10 protein-coding genes are annotated in these 17,454 nt (G+C 32.8%); 9 read left to right on the forward strand and 1 reads right to left on the reverse strand.

From position 1 onward, the window contains the following. The first annotated feature begins 107 nt into the window (after positions 1–107). From Q0807_RS16985 to Q0807_RS17025, 9 genes are all read left to right on the forward strand, one after another. Positions 108–2,507 (forward strand): ABC transporter permease, encoded by a 2,400-nt coding sequence (locus Q0807_RS16985; protein ID WP_299112053.1) that lies wholly within the window; start codon positions 108–110, stop codon positions 2,505–2,507. A 30-nt stretch (positions 2,508–2,537) separates the two neighbouring features. Continuing rightward, positions 2,538–4,916 (forward strand): ABC transporter permease, encoded by a 2,379-nt coding sequence (locus Q0807_RS16990; protein WP_299112055.1) that lies wholly within the window; start codon positions 2,538–2,540, stop codon positions 4,914–4,916. 30 nt (positions 4,917–4,946) lie between these two features. Continuing rightward, the gene (locus Q0807_RS16995; protein ID WP_299112058.1) at positions 4,947–7,364 is read left to right on the forward strand and encodes an FtsX-like permease family protein; all 2,418 of its coding nucleotides are present in this window, start codon (positions 4,947–4,949) and stop codon (positions 7,362–7,364) included. Positions 7,365–7,388: 24 nt separating this feature from the next. Continuing rightward, positions 7,389–9,836 (forward strand): ABC transporter permease, encoded by a 2,448-nt coding sequence (locus Q0807_RS17000; RefSeq protein WP_299112060.1) that lies wholly within the window; start codon positions 7,389–7,391, stop codon positions 9,834–9,836. Positions 9,837–10,009: 173 nt separating this feature from the next. Next, entirely contained in the window at positions 10,010–12,361 is a 2,352-nt protein-coding gene (locus tag Q0807_RS17005; protein ID WP_299112061.1) for an ABC transporter permease, read from the forward strand. A gap of 20 nt (positions 12,362–12,381) precedes the next feature. After that, positions 12,382–13,125, forward strand: coding sequence for a head GIN domain-containing protein (locus tag Q0807_RS17010; protein WP_299112063.1), 744 nt, complete (start codon positions 12,382–12,384; stop codon positions 13,123–13,125). An 18-nt stretch (positions 13,126–13,143) separates the two neighbouring features. Next, positions 13,144–13,821, forward strand: a complete 678-nt coding sequence (locus Q0807_RS17015) for an ABC transporter ATP-binding protein (protein WP_299112066.1) — start codon at positions 13,144–13,146, stop codon at positions 13,819–13,821. 66 nt (positions 13,822–13,887) lie between these two features. Next, on the forward strand, positions 13,888–15,309 hold the full coding sequence (locus Q0807_RS17020) for a TolC family protein (protein ID WP_299112069.1): 1,422 nt from the start codon (positions 13,888–13,890) through the stop codon (positions 15,307–15,309). 106 nt (positions 15,310–15,415) lie between these two features. Further along, positions 15,416–15,844 carry a peptidylprolyl isomerase gene (locus tag Q0807_RS17025; RefSeq protein ID WP_299112072.1) on the forward strand — a complete coding sequence of 143 codons (429 nt, stop codon included), beginning with the start codon at positions 15,416–15,418 and terminating at the stop codon, positions 15,842–15,844. Between the two features lie 97 nt (positions 15,845–15,941). On the opposite strand, the gene Q0807_RS17030 is transcribed toward Q0807_RS17025, so the two are convergent. Then, positions 15,942–17,441 carry a sulfatase gene (locus Q0807_RS17030; protein WP_299112075.1) on the reverse strand — a complete coding sequence of 500 codons (1,500 nt, stop codon included), beginning with the start codon at positions 17,439–17,441 and terminating at the stop codon, positions 15,942–15,944. Positions 17,442–17,454 lie beyond the last annotated feature (13 nt).

The raw sequence follows: 17,454 nt of genomic DNA on the forward strand, positions 1-17,454 counted from the left end.
AATCAATCAATCAGGTGGAAATACTTCAGTACATCATCAACCAACCAATCAACTTGTACTGAAGTGTTGAAACCAAATCAAGAAACGAACAGTAATTCATAGAAACCATGCTAAAAAATTATTTTAAAATAGCGTTTAGAAATCTTATTAAAAATAAGGTGTATTCTTTCATTAATATTTCTGGTTTAGCAATTGGGATGGCAGCCACCATATTAATAGGCTTATGGATTGCCGACGAGTTAAATTTTAACAATCATTTTGAAAATAGAGCGACCATTGCTCAGGTGTTTCAAAGCCAAACCATGAATAATAATGTTAACACAGGTCCTGCTATTCCTAGACCATTGGAGTTTGCATTGCGTCAAGATTATGTAGATAATTTTAAACATATTATTATGTCATCTTGGGAGCAACCGAGATACTTAAAATATGGTGAAACTAATATTTACAGAACTGGTAATGCCATGCAAGAAGGTGCTCCAGATATGCTGAATTTAAATATTATTGCTGGCGAAAAAAATGGACTTAAAGAAAAGAACTCAATCATGCTGTCTGAATCTGCGGCTAAATCTTTATTTGGTAATGAATCTGCTCTTGGTAAAATAATAAAAGTCAATAATGAAAACGATTTAGTTGTCACTGCCATTTATAAAGATATACCAGCTAATAATTCATTTAGCGATATGGAATATATCATTCCGTGGAAACATTATGTGACTACACAACCATGGTTAGAATGGTCAAAAGATGCTTGGGACAATAATTCGTTTCAATTATTTGTTCAGATTAGTGATAATACCACAATGCAAGTGGTAAGTGATAAAATGGTTGATGTAAAGAAAAATGCATCTAAATCAACGGCACAATTTAATCCACAATTATTTCTACTACCTATGCAAGATTGGTATTTGAGAAGTGATTTTAAAAATGGTGTTCAATCTGGTGGACGTATAGAAAACGTTTGGTTGTTTGGGGTTATTGGTTTATTCATTTTATTATTAGCTTGTATCAATTTTGTGAATTTAAGTACAGCGCGTTCCGAAAAAAGAGCTACAGAAGTTGGTATTAGAAAATCTATTGGCTCTAAACGTAGTCAGCTTATTTTTCAATTTTTAAGCGAGTCTTTTTTAATCGTTGCCTTATCGTTTGTAGTTGCCCTCGGAATTGTTTTACTCTTTCTAAATGGATTCAATAATTTGGCAAGCAAAGCCATTGTTTTTCCTTGGACGAACATTCAATTTTGGTTAATTTCAATAATATTTGTTATTGTTACTGCATTTTTAGCAGGTAGTTATCCAGCAATATATTTATCCTCATTTAATCCTGTAGCAGTTTTGAAAGGTACTTTTAAATCTGGTCGTTTTTCCTCATTACCTAGAAAAGTATTAGTCGTAACTCAATTTACAGTTTCTGTAGCATTAATAATTGGGACGCTAGTGGTTATGAATCAGATTCAGTTTTCTAAAGATAGACCAGTAGGTTATAATAAAGAGGGACTTATTCAAATACCTGTTATGAGCACTGAGTTTCGCGGAACAAGGGATTTAATTCGAAATCAATTTTTGGCATCTGGTGGAGCTATCGAAATGGCTACTACAAGTGGGCCAATGACTAATGTATGGTCTAATAGATCTGGTTATACTTGGGATGGTAAACCTCCAGGATTTCAAGAAGATTTAGCACATACCTCAGTGTCCTATGAATTTGTTGAAGCGTTAGGATTAAAGGTTACAGCTGGTCGCGGATTTTCGAGAGAATTTGCTACAGATTCTAATGCTGTAATTCTTAATGAAACGGCTGTGAAATATATGGGAATTAAAAACCCAATAGGGAAATATATCAGAGATTCTGATACTGAAGATCAAGATGCTCCTTTAAAAATTGTTGGTGTTGTTGAGGATATGATTATTCAATCGCCTTATAGTCCAGTTAAACAAGCCATGTATGTTTTTGATAGCGATGATAATACGGCATTTTATAATGTAAGGCTTAACCCTGAAAAAAGTACGAGTGAAAACTTAGCGCTTATTGAAGGTGTTTTTAAGAAAAACTTTCCTGATACGCCTTTCGATTATCAGTTTTTAGATGAAGAATATGGAGCAAAATTTAAATCTGAAGAACGCGTTGCTAGTTTAGCTAGAGTGTTTACAGCATTAGCAATTTTTATTAGTTGTTTAGGTCTATTTGGATTGGCATCTTTTGTTGCTGAGCAACGCACAAAAGAAATAGGTGTTCGTAAAGTTTTGGGAGCATCAATCAGTCAGTTGTGGTTATTACTATCAAAAGATTTCATCACTCTTGTGGTAATTGCATTATTGATTGCATCGCCTTTAGCGTATTACATAATGGGAGAATGGTTACAGAAATTTAGTTACCGAACCTCTGTAACATGGGATGTTTTTGCGATTGCATGTTTTGGAGCATTAATTATCACGTTAATCACGGTCAGTTTTCAAGCCATTAAAGCCGCAACATCAAATCCGGTAAAATCATTACGTACAGAGTAAATCATTCAATCAATCAAAAATCGAGCAATTATGTTTAAGAATTATATAAAAATAGCATTTAGAAACTTATATAGACACAAGGGTTTTACTCTATTAAATATTAGTGGACTTGCTATTGGTATGACAGCAGGATTTCTAGTTTTACTCTATGTGAATTTTGAAATGAGCTACGATAACATGCATAGTAAAGGTGATTCTATATATAGAGTAGTTGCCGATATTGATACGCCTTCAGAAAAAATTGAAGCTGGTATTGCAGCTTGGGCAGTTGGTCCAAACATAGAGAAAGAGTATCCGGAAATTCTGAAATTTACAAGAGTCTTAAGTGAAGATTTTACTATTGTTAAAGAGGGAACTAAGTTTGTAGAAGAGCATGTTATTGCAGTTGACTCTGCTTTTTTCGAAATTTTTGATTTTGAATTGATTAAAGGAGATAAAAGTCAAGTGCTAAACCGTCCAAATAGTTTAGTGATTTCTGAGACTATGGCGACTAAATATTTTGATTCCAATAACCCGATAGGACAAAATATGGTAGTTGAAGGTTTTGATAATCCTGCTACAGTAACTGGAGTGATGAAGGATATTCCTAAAAATTCACATATTCAAGCAGATATTATAGTATCAATGATTACTTATACTGCTCCGCCGAGCAATAGAGACGAACAATGGAGTAATTATGATCCATCTATTTACGTATTAACAACAGAAGGAACAAATTCTAAAAGTTTAGAGGCAAAATTTCCGAACTTTCTTGAGGAGCGAAATGGAGATGAGATGCGTGAATCTAAAATGTTTGTGACCTTATTTTTGGAGCCATTTAAGGATGTGTACTTAAAATCTGATAGAGGCAGTTCAGTCTCAGGTAGTATCAATAATGTATATGTTTTTTCAATTATCGGTATTTTTATATTATTAATTGCAAGTATTAACTTTATCAATCTAGCAACAGCGCGTTCAGTCGAAAGAGCAAAAGAAGTTGGGATTAGAAAGGTTATTGGAGCAGATAAAAATCAATTGGCGTTTCAATTTATTGGCGAATCTGTTATCATTTGTCTAATGGCATTTTTTGTTGCTGTAGGTCTAACAGCTTTAGGCTTACCTTATTTTAATGAATTGGCTGGTAAAGCTGTAAGTGCTGGCATTTTTGCAGAATCTATCAATATCCTTTATTTGTTTTTATTAGCCTTGGCAATTGGCACTATAGCTGGTATTTATCCAGCAATAGTATTGTCTTCATTTAAACCTATTAGTGTACTTAAAGGAGGTTTCTCAACAGGTACTAAAGGTGTTTTGTTACGAAAAAGTTTAGTCGTCGTGCAATTTACAATCTCCATTGCCTTAATAATCGGAACTATCGTTATCTATAATCAGATGCGATTTATGCAAAATCAAGATTTAGGGTTTAATAAAGAGCATACCATAGTCATTCCTACTGAAATTGGAAGTAGCCAAAATGCATTGGTAAATAGCTTTTCTAAGATACCAGGAGTAACAGGAACTTCATTAACTTCTAGTGTTCCAGGAACTGGCAATTCTGCTGCATATTCGGAAATAGAAAACGAACAAGGGGATTTACAGATTGCAAATTTAGATCTGTACTTCATCAATGAAGATTACATTGAACAATTAGGAATGGAAATTATCGCAGGTAGAGGGTTTTCTAGAGATTTTGCTTCAGATTCAAGCAAAGCAATGATTATTAATGAAAAAGCGGTGTCACTTCTAGGCTATGCAAATGCACAAGATGCCATTGGTGCTAATTATCAACAATGGGGAAGTAATGGTGAAGTTATAGGTGTTGTTAAGGATTTTAACTTTAATTCATTACAGGAAGAAATTTCTCCTTTGACTATGCGACTAGATCCAACAGAAACGAATATTATTACCGTTAAAATTAAAGGAAATAATACAGCTCAAACTTTAGCTTCTGTTGAAAGTGTATGGCAATCCATACTGCCAGCTGATCCATTTGAGTACTATTTTTTAGATGAACTTTTTAATAATCAATATGAATCAGAAGAGCAATTCGAAGATTTGTTTCTAAGTTTTGCACTATTAGCCATTTTTATTTCCTGCCTAGGACTTCTTGGTCTTGCAGCATACAGTACTATTCAGAGAAAAAGAGAAATTGGTATTCGTAAAATTGTTGGAGCATCTGTAAGTAGTATTATTAATCTTCTTTCTAAAGAGTTTATAAAACTTGTCGTCATTGCATTTGTAATATCGTCACCAATAGCTTGGTATTTAATGCATGGTTGGTTGGAAGATTTTGCTTATAAAATTGACATTAAATGGTGGATGTTTGTTGTGGCAGGATTAGGATCAATGGTTATAGCTTTAATCACGGTCAGTTTTCAAGCCATTAAAGCTGCAACATCAAATCCTGTAAAGTCATTGCGTACAGAGTAAAATATTCAATCAATCAAAAATCGAGCAATTATGTTTAAGAATTATATAAAAATAGCACTTAGAAATCTCTGGAAGAATAGAACGTTTACAGCTCTTAATGTTGTAGGGTTAACAGCTGCTTTTGGTGTGGCCATATTGTTAGCGATGTATGCTGTGTTTCAGCTATCTTTTGATGGTTTTCATGATAATGGCGATTCAATTTATCAGGTTTATTCAGAAGATAGTACACCATATGGATTAGAAGCAAATATATCTAAATCCGAACCTTTTGCAGCTGCGCTTAGGGATGAAGTATCTGGAGTAGAAAAAATTACACGTTATAATAATTCAAGTGTATTATTGACAAATAAGGATAAGCAACTGGGAATGGGTGTTGCTTATGTAGATCCAGATTTTTTCGAAATGTTTAGTTTTCCAATAATAAATGGAGATAAAGAAAATCCCATAACATCTGAATCTTCTGTTGCAATGACAGAAATGGCTTCAAAACGAATGTTTGGGGATGAAAACCCAATAGGACAAACTATTACTATTCTTAGAGATGGCGAAGAGGTTCCGTTTACGGTTTCTGCTATAGTTAAAGATTTTCCCATTACGAGTTCAATAGGTTTTGATGTGGTGCTCAACTTTAAAAGTCAAAATCAACATGCATATGAAAGAACCATAGGACGTTGGGATATGGAGAACCATGAGGTGTATATGCAGCTCTCTAAAAACGTTGAGGTTTATCAGTTTGAAAAAAGCACAGTAGATTTTACAGCATTACATCATAAAAGTGAAATTGATAATGCTAAACGCGACGGGATTCAACCAAATGCAGAAGGGAACTATAAGCAAATAAAATTATTAGAATTTGGAGATATAAGATTTGCGAATTTTAATCAAGGCGCTGTAACTGTAAATCGTACAATGCCCTATTTAATATTAGGTATTGCTATTTTAATTTTGTTTATCGCTTGTGTGAATTTCATAAATATGAGTGTTGCTAAAAGCTCACAAAGATTGCGAGAAATAGGCATGCGTAAAACCCTTGGTGCGAATAAAAAGCAGTTGTTTTTTCAGTTTTGGGGAGAAAGTGTTTTGGTGTTTTTAATCTCAATAAGTTTAGGGATTGTTTTAGCTGTGTTTTTGAAGCCTTCATTTCAAAAATTATTTAGCACCAAAGCTTCATTATCCGTTTTACTGAGCCCATCTTTATTGTTAGTGATTATTCTGAGTGTGGTGGTTATTACATTAATTGCAGGTGGTTATCCTGCAATGTTAATGAGTCGTTTGGGAACTTTGCAAAGCCTAAAAGGAAAACTTGATAGCAATGGTAAAAACTATTTACGTAATAGTTTAATGGTGGTGCAATTTAGTATTGCAATTTTATTAATTAGCGGAACGCTTGTGCTTTGGGATCAAGTAGAGTTTATGCGAACTAAAGATTTAGGTTTCAACAAGAATCAAGTGATTGCTTTCCCTCTTAACGGAAAGCGTAACGACCAACAAGCTATAGAATTACTGCGTAACAATCTCAGCGATAAAACACATATTATAAGTGTTACAGCATCTAATAATATTTTGGGACTTGGTAAAGATGGATCACGCTCTACAAGTGTTTTGGGTTTTGAACATAAAGGAAGAGGCGTAGAAACACATATGGTCGTTGTTGATGCTGATTATATTGAAACATTAGATTTAAATATTATTGAAGGTCGTTCTTTTCGGAAAAATCTGGCAACAGATAGTTTATCTGTTATTATAAATGAATCCATGGCAAAACAATTGAGTGAAGAAGATATACTCACATCTAAAATAGAGTTAGATGAAGGTTCTTATAATGTTGTAGGCGTTATAAAGGATTTCAATTTTCAAGAGCTTGATCAAAATATTGCACCAATGACTTTATTTGCACTTCCTAATTGGAATTTGCGCAACGCTTACGTCAAAGTTGCACCTCAAAATTTGGAACAAGCTTATAGCGATGTAAAAGCAGTTTGGAATATTATTGAGCCTAATGCAGAATTTCAAGGGTCATTTTTAAATGAAAATATTGATCGCACACTTCGTAGCGAGCGCACCATGATTACCATGATTGGTAGTGGTTCTGTATTAGCCATTATTTTAAGTTGTATTGGTTTATTTGCTATGTCATTGCTTATTGTAGCACAACGAAGAAAAGAAATTGGTGTTCGTAAAATTGTTGGTGCAAGCGTTTCTGCCATTACAGTATTACTAACTAAGGATTTTTTAAAACTAGTGGTTATTGCTTTTCTTATTGCAACACCAATTGCGTGGTGGGCAATGAGTAAATGGTTGCAAAATTATGCATACCGTATAGATCTTAATATTTGGGTGTTTCTTGCAGCTGGAGGAATAGCAGTATTAATTGCCATGATGACTATAGCCGTGAAAACGATAAAAGCAGCAACATCCAATCCTGTAGAGTCATTGAGAACGGAATAACAAATCAATTAAATCATATACATCATGATTAAAAATTATTTCAAAATAGCATGGAGGAACTTAATGAAGCACAAGGTGTTTTCTCTAATCAATGTTATAGGTTTAACCATTGGGTTAAGTGCTTCGTTTGTGATAGGATTAATTATTTATTATGATGCTTCTTTTGATACATTTCATAAAGACAAGGAACAGATTTATAGAGTGGTCTCGGATTTTTATAGTCCAGATGGTGAGTTTTCTGTACCTGGTGTAACCTTGGCTTTAGAGGATGCAATAAAAGATAATTCTAATTTTGAAACTGTAAGTGGTTTTTATATAGAACGACCTTCTAAAGTAGAAAATCGTGAAAATGGTTCAGAGTTTAAATGGCCTAATTTTGTCATTTTTACGGATGCTAATTATTTTAAAATTTTCAATTATAAATTTTTGGCTGGTGATACAACTGATCTATTATCAAATCCTAATAACGTAATTCTTACTAAAAATAGAGCTTCAGATTATTTTCCTAATACGTCACCATCGGATATCATTGGGAAAACTTTGGTGTATAATGATTCCCTTAATGTAACTGTGACAGGAATTGTAGAAAATTTTAAAGAACGATCGGATTTTTTTTTTGAAGAATTTATATCACATCCTACGCTTTTAAATACGCGTTTACGTGAAAATATTATTAGTAAAGACTGGAACAATACTAATGATTCTTCTCAGCTTTTTGTAAAAGTGGCTTCAAATGCAAACTTGTCAAGTATTCAAAAACGTTTTGATGATTTAGCCAAAGAGCATCAAGATGAAGATTCAAAAAAATATGGAGAGGAACAAGTGTTTTCTTTACAACCATTATCAGATATTCATTTTAATCAACGGTATGGAATTTACGATTGGAGTAAAGGCCAGGCTAATAAATCACTATTAATAAATCTTTCGTTAGTCGCTTTGTTTTTATTGGTTTTAGGGTGTATAAACTTTGTGAATCTTAATACAGCACAAGCATCTCAACGTGCTAAAGAAATTGGTATTCGAAAAACGTTAGGAAGTACTAGAAAGCAGCTTATTATTCAGTTTATGGGAGAAACGTTTTTGTTGGTAATTGTTTCGGCATTATTGTCAATTTTACTTTCTAAATCGTTAATCAATGTGTTTTCAGATTTTGTCCCAGAAGGTTTAAGTTTCGAGCTTTTTAAAACACCTGTAATTATTTTTGGAATCATCATTTTACTCTTGTTGGTTACATTCTTATCAGGCTTTTATCCTGCATTAATTCTATCTAGATATAATACAGTATCTGTATTGAAAAATCATACTGCTATTGGAGAAAACAAGGTGAAGCTTAGAAAATTCTTAACTGTATTTCAGTTCTCTATTGCTCAGGTATTCATAATTGCAACATTACTAGTTGGCAGACAAATTACCTTTCTTTTAGAAACAGATATGGGATTTAAAACGGATGCTATTGTTTCAGTTTTTAGTCCTAGAGCCGAACGCGAAATTTCTAAAAAAGAGATTTATGCGGAGAAGCTGCGTGCAATTCCTGAAATTAAAGAAATTAGTGTTGGTGGTACACCTCCTGCATCTATTTCAACAAATAGTACAACGGTAACTTACAATGATGGTGTAAACGAGATTAATTCAGACTTGCAATTTATTTTTGGAGATATTAATTATTCAAAAGTATTTGAGTTAGATATTCTTGCAGGAAGAACCATAAGAAATGATACCGTAAAAGAATTAGTTATTAATGAAACTTGCATGCGAAAACTTGGTTTTAAAAATCCTGAGGATGCTATTGGTAAAACAGTTATGTTAAGTGATCAAAGTATTCCTATCGTTGGTGTTATGGCAGATTTTTTTCAGCGTTCTTTAAAGAGTGATGTAAAACCAATGGCACTTCGTGGCGATTGGCATCGACCAGATTGGAGTCAGTTTCAAGCTATCCATATAGCATTACAAAGTGAATCTTCAGAAGGACTCCAATCCACACTTGTAAAGATTGAAGATGCTTATAAATCTGTTTATTCAGAATCAGATGATTATAGAATTGAGTTTTTAGATGAAACAATACAGAGCTTTTACAACAGAGAACAGAAGATATCGAGACTCTTAAATTGGGCAACAGGTTTGTCTATTTTAATTAGTTGTTTAGGTCTTTTAGGTTTAGTCGTTTATACCACAAATAGACGAGTAAAAGAAATAGGAGTACGTAAAGTATTGGGTGCTTCGCTGCTGCAAATTAATACGCTATTGTGTAAAGAATTTTTAATCTTGGTGGCTGTTGCATTTGTAATTGCTTCTCCAATTGCTTGGTATGGTATTAGTCATTGGCTTCAAGATTTTGCTTATAAAACCAATATTAGTTTTTGGGTGTTTTTAGCGAGTGGATTGGCAATGCTGTTTTTTGCATTACTAATAATAAGTGTAAAAACACTTCAGGCTGCTAATGCAAACCCTGTGGAGTCATTACGGTCAGAATAAATAAGCATCACCTGTATTTTGAACTGTTCGATTATGAACAAGAAGTGTATCAAAATCGGACAATTTTATTTTGTATTAATAATGTAGTGTATTGTCTTTTAGGTGTTTAGTGTTTTGGCATCATCTTGTCTATATGATTAGTATAAGTTATTAATTCAGTTAAATAAACGATTATGATTTTAAATTATATAAAAATAGCATTTAGAACTTTACGTAAAAATAAAGGCTATAGTTTCCTTAATATTTTTGGATTAGCTATAGGAATAACATGTGCTAGTTTAATTTTTCTTTGGGTAGAAGATGAGGTTAGTTTTGATTCTGGTTTTGCGAAACAAGATCAAGTTTACTATGTGCCAACGCATCAAGAATATGAAGGTGAATGGCGAACTTTTAATTCTACTCCAGGACCTTTGGCGGAAGCTATGAAAACGGAAATTCCTGGAGTTGTAAGAGCAGCGCGTACCAAACATAGGGACTTTTTATTTTCTGTAGGAGAAAATGCGATTAACAGTTCTGGTCGTTTTGTAGATGAAGATTTTATTAAGATTTTAAGTTTAGAATTTATAGAAGGTAATGCAAACGAGGCATTTAAAAACCCTGCAGCAATTGTTATTACCAAAGAAACAGCAGAATTACTCTATGGCGAAAACGTTAAGGTATTCGGAAAAACGTTAAAGGTTGATAATACTGAAAATTATATTATCTCTGGTGTTATTGAAAATTTACCGAGCAATGTTACATTTCCTTTTAATTGGGTTGCGCCTTTTGAGCGTTTTACGGACGGAAAGGAATGGACTAAGGGTTATGGTAGTTTTTTTGCAGATACATTTGTTGAATTATCACCAGAAGCTGATTTTGCTGCAGTAGATGCTCAGGTTAGAAATTTCTTAGAGAAGAAAACAGATGATGCAGATTCTAAAGCATTTTTACATTCTATAAAAGATTGGCATTTAAGAGATAATTTTGAAAACGCAAAACAAATAGGTGGTCGTATTGAATCTGTACGTTTATTTACTATCATCGCTTTAATTATTCTACTTATTGCGTGTATTAATTTCATGAATTTATCTACTGCGCGAAGCGAAAAACGTGCTAACGAAGTTGGTGTAAGAAAAGCAATGGGTTCTGGTCGTTCTCGATTAATTATTCAATTTATATCCGAAGCATTGATTCTTGCTTTTATATCAACTTTAGTAAGTGTTTTGCTTCTTTTTATTCTTTTGCCTCAATTTAATGTTCTTATCGAGAAGGAATTAGTTTTGGGACTTGCTCAGCCTTCGCATATTTTGTTTTTGTTTGGAATTACAATTGTTTGCGGCATTTTAGCAGGCCTTTATCCAGCATTTTATCTGTCATCATTTAAGCCTGTTGAGGTTTTAAAAGGTTTAAAAGTAACACAAGGTTCAGCTAATTTTATTAGAAAGGGATTAGTGGTGAGTCAATTTACAATTTCTATAGTTTTTATTATCAGTACCATTATAGTATATCAACAAATTCGGCATATAAAAAATAGGGATTTAGGGTTTAATAAAGATCAATTGCTGTCTCTAAATGTCAATGGTACAATGATTGAAAAATTTTCAGTTATAAAACAAGATTTAATTAATTCGGGAGCAGTAACCAGTGTTGGTTTAAATAATTCGGGTGTTTTAAATGGCGGAAATAATGGTTCTGGTTTAGAATGGACAGGTGGAACAAATACTGAAGATGTGTTAATATTTTTTAGATATGTAAGTTCAGATTTTATTGAAACCGCAGGAATGGAACTTGCAGAAGGAAGGGGTTTTAGCGAAAATATAGCAAAAGATAGTACCAATGTTTTAATTACAGAGTCGTTTGCCAAATTAATGGGAGAAGGTAGTGCTATTGGTAAAAAAATAGATAGAGGTGCTACTTATACTGTCGTTGGTGTCGTAAAAGATTATCTATTTGGTGATATGTATGGACAAAGTGATCCAGTAATGTTTTTTAATTATCATGGTGAAGCTAGCTATATGTATTTAAAAACCAATCCTCAAGTAGCAACAGATGCTATGTTGGCTAAAGTTGAGGCTGTGATGAAGAAACATAATCCTGCATTTCCTTTTGAATACAATTTTGTAGATGAAGCTTTTAATGCCAAATTTAAAAGTGAACAACTTGTAGGTAAATTGTCTCAGTTTTTTGCGCTGCTCGCTATTCTTATTTCATGTTTAGGGCTTTTTGGATTAGCAGCTTACACAGCAGAACAACGTAGTAAAGAAATAGGAGTGAGGAAAGTGTTAGGTGCAAGTGTTTCTGGGATTGTGAAATTATTGTCTAAGGACTTTTTAAAGTTAGTTGGTGTTTCAATATTAATTGCTATTCCTATTGCTTGGTATACCATGGATAATTGGCTTCAGAATTATGCTTATCGCATTGAAATTGATTGGTGGATATTTGTAATTGCAGGTCTCTCAGCGATATTAATTGCTATGGTAACTGTTAGTTTTCAGGCTGTAAAAGCAGCGATTGCAAATCCGGTAGATAGTTTAAAAACAGAATAAAACATTAAAAAAATAATATCATGAAAAATTCAAAATACCTAATAATTATTATCATGCTTTGTGTAGGTCAATTAACACAAGCACAAACTAAGCATTCTGTTGCTTCATTTACAAAAGTTATTATCAGTCCGCACATAGAAACTACGTTTGTGCAAGGCGATGAAGAATCTGTTACCATTTTAAATAATACAGAATCCGATGATAAAGTAAATATTGAAGTTAATAAAAATACACTTCGAGTTTATTTGGAAGATGCGAAAGAAACAACAAAGCAAGAGACTATTGAAAAAGATGGTGTAAAAATGAAAGTGCCAATTTATAAAGGCAAGGTGTTAACGATTCTTGTAACTTATAAAAGCATTGAAACTATGTCGTTAAGAGGAGAACAACGCACGTATTGTGAGAGTTTAATGGATGCAAAAAAGTTTAAACTTTACATTTATGGCGAATCGCAAATAACGTTTAATGACGTAAAGTTTGATACGTTTAATGTTGATATTTATGGAGAAAGTCATTTAATAATAAATAAAGGGACTATAAATGCACAAAATATAACAGCATACGGAGCTGGTAGTATAAATCTTATTGAAGTTGATAATAAGATCTCAAAGCTAAAAGCTTATGGAGAGGCTGTTTTTAAAATTCAGGCTTCAAAAAGTATAAAATTTACGGCTTATGGAGAAGCGACTTTAAGATATAAAGGTGATGCTGAAGTAAATAAAGGATTAAGTTTTGGAGATTCAGAAATCACCAGAGTAGACTAATTTTAAATACCAATTAAAATGATAAACACATTATTAAGTCTTAACGAAGCAACAAGAACAGTTAATTCTGGGAGTAATAAAGTTACACTTCTAAATAATATTAATTTAGATGTAAAAGAAGGCGAATTCATTTCACTTATGGGACCATCTGGTTCTGGTAAATCTACGTTATTGAATTGTATTGGAATGTTAGATAGTTTTACAGATGGAGGTTACACGTTCTTAGGAGAGCCAGTGCATAGCATGAAAGAAAAAAACAGGTCTAAACTCTATAAGGAGTATATCGGTTTTGTGTTTCAGGCTTATCATCTTATTGATGAATTAAATGTGTATGAAAACATTGAAACGCCTTTACTATATAAAAATGTAAAATCGTCTGAGCGTAAAGCCATGGTGGCAGACATGTTAGACAGATTTAATATTGTTGGAAAGAAAGATTTATTTCCGGTTCAGTTAAGTGGAGGACAACAACAATTGGTTGGTGTTGCTAGAGCATTAATTGGAAAGCCAAAATTAATCCTAGCAGATGAGCCAACAGGAAACTTAAACTCTAAGCAAAGTGAAGAAATTATGGAGTTATTTGCTGAATTAAATAAAGAAGGCGTAACCATTATACAAGCTACACATTCTGAAAAGAATGCCTCATATGGCTCTAGAGTTATTAATCTACTAGACGGAAAAATAGTTTCAGAATAAAATAAATTTAAATGCTTCAATTGTCCTCTTGAGGGGACTTTAGGGGTGTTTTATTAACATGTAATCATGAAAAACAGATACATAATATTAACCATCACATTTTTGATGAGTTTCATAAGTTTTGCTCAAAATGAAGCGAATAAAATATACTCGTTAGAAGACTGTATATCAATAGCTCTTGAAAATAATATTAATTTAAAATCGACAAATTTATTAGCAAATACAGCTAAGGTTAATTATCAACAATCAAAAGCTGACATGTTGCCAAGCGTTAACGGAAGTTTTAATTTAGGTGTAAACGATGGTAGGAGTATAGATCCTTTTACAAATGATTTTATAAATCAAGAATTAACATTTTCTAACTTAGGATTAAGCTTAGATATGACTATTTTTAATGGTTTTAGATTATTAAATTCTGCCAAACAAAATCGATTAAATAAAAAAGCATCAGAATTAGAAACTGAAGCGGCACAACAAGATTTAATATTGAATGTCACCTTGGCTTATCTCCAAGTTTTAAATGCTAAAGACGTTTTAGATTTATCCAAAGCACGATTAGAAACTACGGAACAACAGCTAAAAATTCAAAAAGAATTCTTCGAAAGTGAATCAGGGAACCCAGCAGATTATGCAGATATTTTGGGGCAAGTCGCAAGTGATGAAACTAGTCTTCTGGTTTCTGAAAGTAGTTTGAATAATGCCAAATTAAATCTAATGCAGTTACTCAATTTAGAGTCGGATATAATGATTGATTCAAATCAAATTATTCTAGATTTTGAAAAATATAATTTATCAGCAGAGGACGTTTATTCGGAAGCTTTACAAAATTTAGCAACCTTTAAAGCTAAAGAGTTACGTATTGATGCAGCAAAGAAAGGTGTGCATGTCGCTAAGTCTCAATTTACACCAGAAATATCGCTTTTTGGAGGTGTAAATACAAATTATTCTAGCGCCGCAGAATCGTTTTCGTCTGTTGGTTCTAGTATTGTGGAAACTGGGGATTTTGTAACTGTAGATGGGCAAGATTTACCAATTATGACCGAACAAAATTCATTTTCGTCTCAAGGTATTGATTACAAAGATCAATTAGATAATAACTTAAATACCGTTGTAGGTGTTGCGATTAGTGTGCCATTATTTAATGGTTTTAGAGCTAAAAATAATGTGGTATTAGAAAAAATTCAAGTAGAAGAATCAATGTTAGAACTAGAACGTACACACTTAGATATAAAAAATACAATAGCACAAGTTCATTTTGATATGGAAGCGGTTTATAAGCGTCATCAAAGTTTAGAAAAACAAGTTGAAGCATACCAAGAATCTTATCGTATAAATGATATTAGATTTAAAAATGGTGTTTCTAATTTCTTAAATTATATTTCAAGTAAAAACAATTTAGATAATGCTAAAGTAAATTTGGCTAATGCTAAATATGAATATTTGTTGAGAGTGAGAGTTTTAGATTATTATAGAGGTGTAGTAAACTAGTTTTCGTTAACTTTTTCATAATTACATAGATTATCTTGAGTATCATTCTTTATTCTCTGTTATTAATAATAGTTTTGCAACTTATTTAAAATGAAATCACAAATTTATGAGTCAAGTAAAAGAGAATGATACGGTAAAAGTTCATTACACAGGGAAATTAAAAAGCGGACAAATCTTTGATAGTTCTTTAGAGCGCGAGCCTTTAGAATTTACTTTAGGACAAGGTATGTTGATTCCTGGTTTTGAAAAAGCGGTTATCGATATGAAAGTGAACGATAAAAAAACGGTTGATATTCCTGTGGCAGAAGCTTATGGAGATATCATAAAAGAATTATTTCACAAAGTAGCAAAAGCACAATTACCACCAGAAATGGAGCCAGCTGTAGGTTTAGGTTTGGCATCAAGAGATGAGCAAGGTAATGAGCACCAATTTAGAATCGTTGAGGTAAATGAGGACCATGTTATTGTAGATGGAAACCATCCTTTAGCAGGACAAGAATTAGTATTTGATCTTGAGTTAGTTGAGATAAAATAAATTCTTATAGCCATAAAAAAAACAAAAGCCTGTGAAATAAAATTCACAGGCTTTTTTATTTGAAAATTTGCTATTAATCAAATAAGGATCAATTATTTTATTTGGTGATATTGGCTTCACACCAATCGTTGTAAGCTTTTTCTAGTTGTTTTACAATTTCAGGATGTTGAGCAGAAACATCATTACGTTCTCCTAGATCTGCTTCAATATCAAATAGCTTAATAGTTAAATCATCTCTTACAGGAGCAATGTATTGATTAGATGGTTCGCTTTTCCAGTGGTTTTCTTTCGCGTTTGTTATTTTCCATTTTCCTTGCCTTGCAGCCCAAGTTTTTTGCCATTTCCAGACCAATAAACGTTCATCTTTTGGTTCAAATAAATTAATACCATCAATAGAGGTGTCCGTTAATGTGATGCCAGCAGCATTAGTAAGTGTAGGTAATATATCTGCAGCAGAAACGTAACGGTTTTCAACTTTTCCGGCATCAACGTTTCCTGTCCAACTCACAGCCATTGGAACTCTAATTCCGCCTTCCCAAAGCGAGTATTTCCCACCAGTTAGTGGTGCATTATTTGCGCCTGTAAGTGGAGAACCACCATTATCTGAAACAAATACAATTAGAGTATTTTTATCTAATTCAGTTTCTTTAAGTGCGTCTAAAACACGACCAATATTATCGTCTAAACAATTAAGATTTGCCAAATAGTAATTTCTTAAGTCTTTAGTGTTTATAGCACCAACTCTAGAGTATTTGTCATAGTAAGCAGAATAACTTCCAGGTTCGTGTTGGCTGTAAGCAAGCTTATTGTCTGGGTCGTAATTAGGGATTTCTTTTACATTATATTTATCTAAATATTTTTTAGGTACTTCATGTATTAAATGGTGAACCGAGTTGTAAGACAAGGTTAAAAAGAAAGGCTTATCATGCTTTCGTTTTAAATAACCAATAGATTCATCGGTAAGGATGTCTGTAAGATAGCCTTCTTCGTAACTTTTTTCTCCCATGTTATGCATTAAAGGTCCTAATGCAGCACTTGTGCCATAAGGGTCTGGAGTTCTTTCTTGTATGCTTTTAGAATTTGCCCAATAATCATGCGCATGTGCTGAAAACCCTAAAAATTCATCGTAACCATGATTTAAAGGGTATTCTCTAACGTCATTTTTGTGAAAGTTTCTACCTAAATCATTTTTACCAATGCGTGCTGTATGGTAGCCAGCTTCCTTTAAATATTCAGGAAGTGTTTTTACATCATCTGGTAATCCTGGTCCCCAACTTGCAGGTTTGTCCCAACGAAATTGATTTTTTCCAGTAATAATTCCTGCTCTCGATGGACTGCAAACTGGAGCTGTAACATAAGCTTGAGAATAAACTGTACCTGATTTTCCCAATCGTGAAATATTTGGTGTTGCAACAGTGGTATCATGATTATCAAATGGTGTAAAATCAGCATAACCTTGGTCATCTACTACAATTAATAAGATGTTAGGTTTTTCGTTTTTTAGCGTTGTTTCTTCTTGTGGCGTTTCACTTTTCTTATTTTCTGAATTACAGGAAAGTAATGTAGAGAATAATAGTAAAAAAAGTAAGTTTTTCATTTTGAAAAGTGGT

The sequence above is a fragment of the uncultured Winogradskyella sp. genome, from assembly GCF_947495255.1.
Taxonomy (GTDB): Bacteria; Bacteroidota; Bacteroidia; order Flavobacteriales; family Flavobacteriaceae; genus Winogradskyella.

Bases quoted from the DNA above. Each gene is read 5' to 3' on its own strand.
- Q0807_RS16985 (WP_299112053.1), top strand. From the start codon at position 108: ATGCTAAAAAATTATTTTAAAATAGCGTTTAGAAATCTTATTAAAAAT.
- Q0807_RS17000 (WP_299112060.1), top strand. From the start codon at position 7,389: ATGATTAAAAATTATTTCAAAATAGCATGGAGGAACTTAATGAAGCAC.
- Q0807_RS17005 (WP_299112061.1), top strand. From the start codon at position 10,010: ATGATTTTAAATTATATAAAAATAGCATTTAGAACTTTACGTAAAAAT.
- Q0807_RS17020 (WP_299112069.1), top strand. From the start codon at position 13,888: ATGAAAAACAGATACATAATATTAACCATCACATTTTTGATGAGTTTC.
- Q0807_RS17015 (WP_299112066.1), top strand. From the start codon at position 13,144: ATGATAAACACATTATTAAGTCTTAACGAAGCAACAAGAACAGTTAAT.
- Q0807_RS16990 (WP_299112055.1), top strand. From the start codon at position 2,538: ATGTTTAAGAATTATATAAAAATAGCATTTAGAAACTTATATAGACAC.
- Q0807_RS17030 (WP_299112075.1), bottom strand. From the start codon at position 17,441: ATGAAAAACTTACTTTTTTTACTATTATTCTCTACATTACTTTCCTGT.
- Q0807_RS16995 (WP_299112058.1), top strand. From the start codon at position 4,947: ATGTTTAAGAATTATATAAAAATAGCACTTAGAAATCTCTGGAAGAAT.
- Q0807_RS17025 (WP_299112072.1), top strand. From the start codon at position 15,416: ATGAGTCAAGTAAAAGAGAATGATACGGTAAAAGTTCATTACACAGGG.
- Q0807_RS17010 (WP_299112063.1), top strand. From the start codon at position 12,382: ATGAAAAATTCAAAATACCTAATAATTATTATCATGCTTTGTGTAGGT.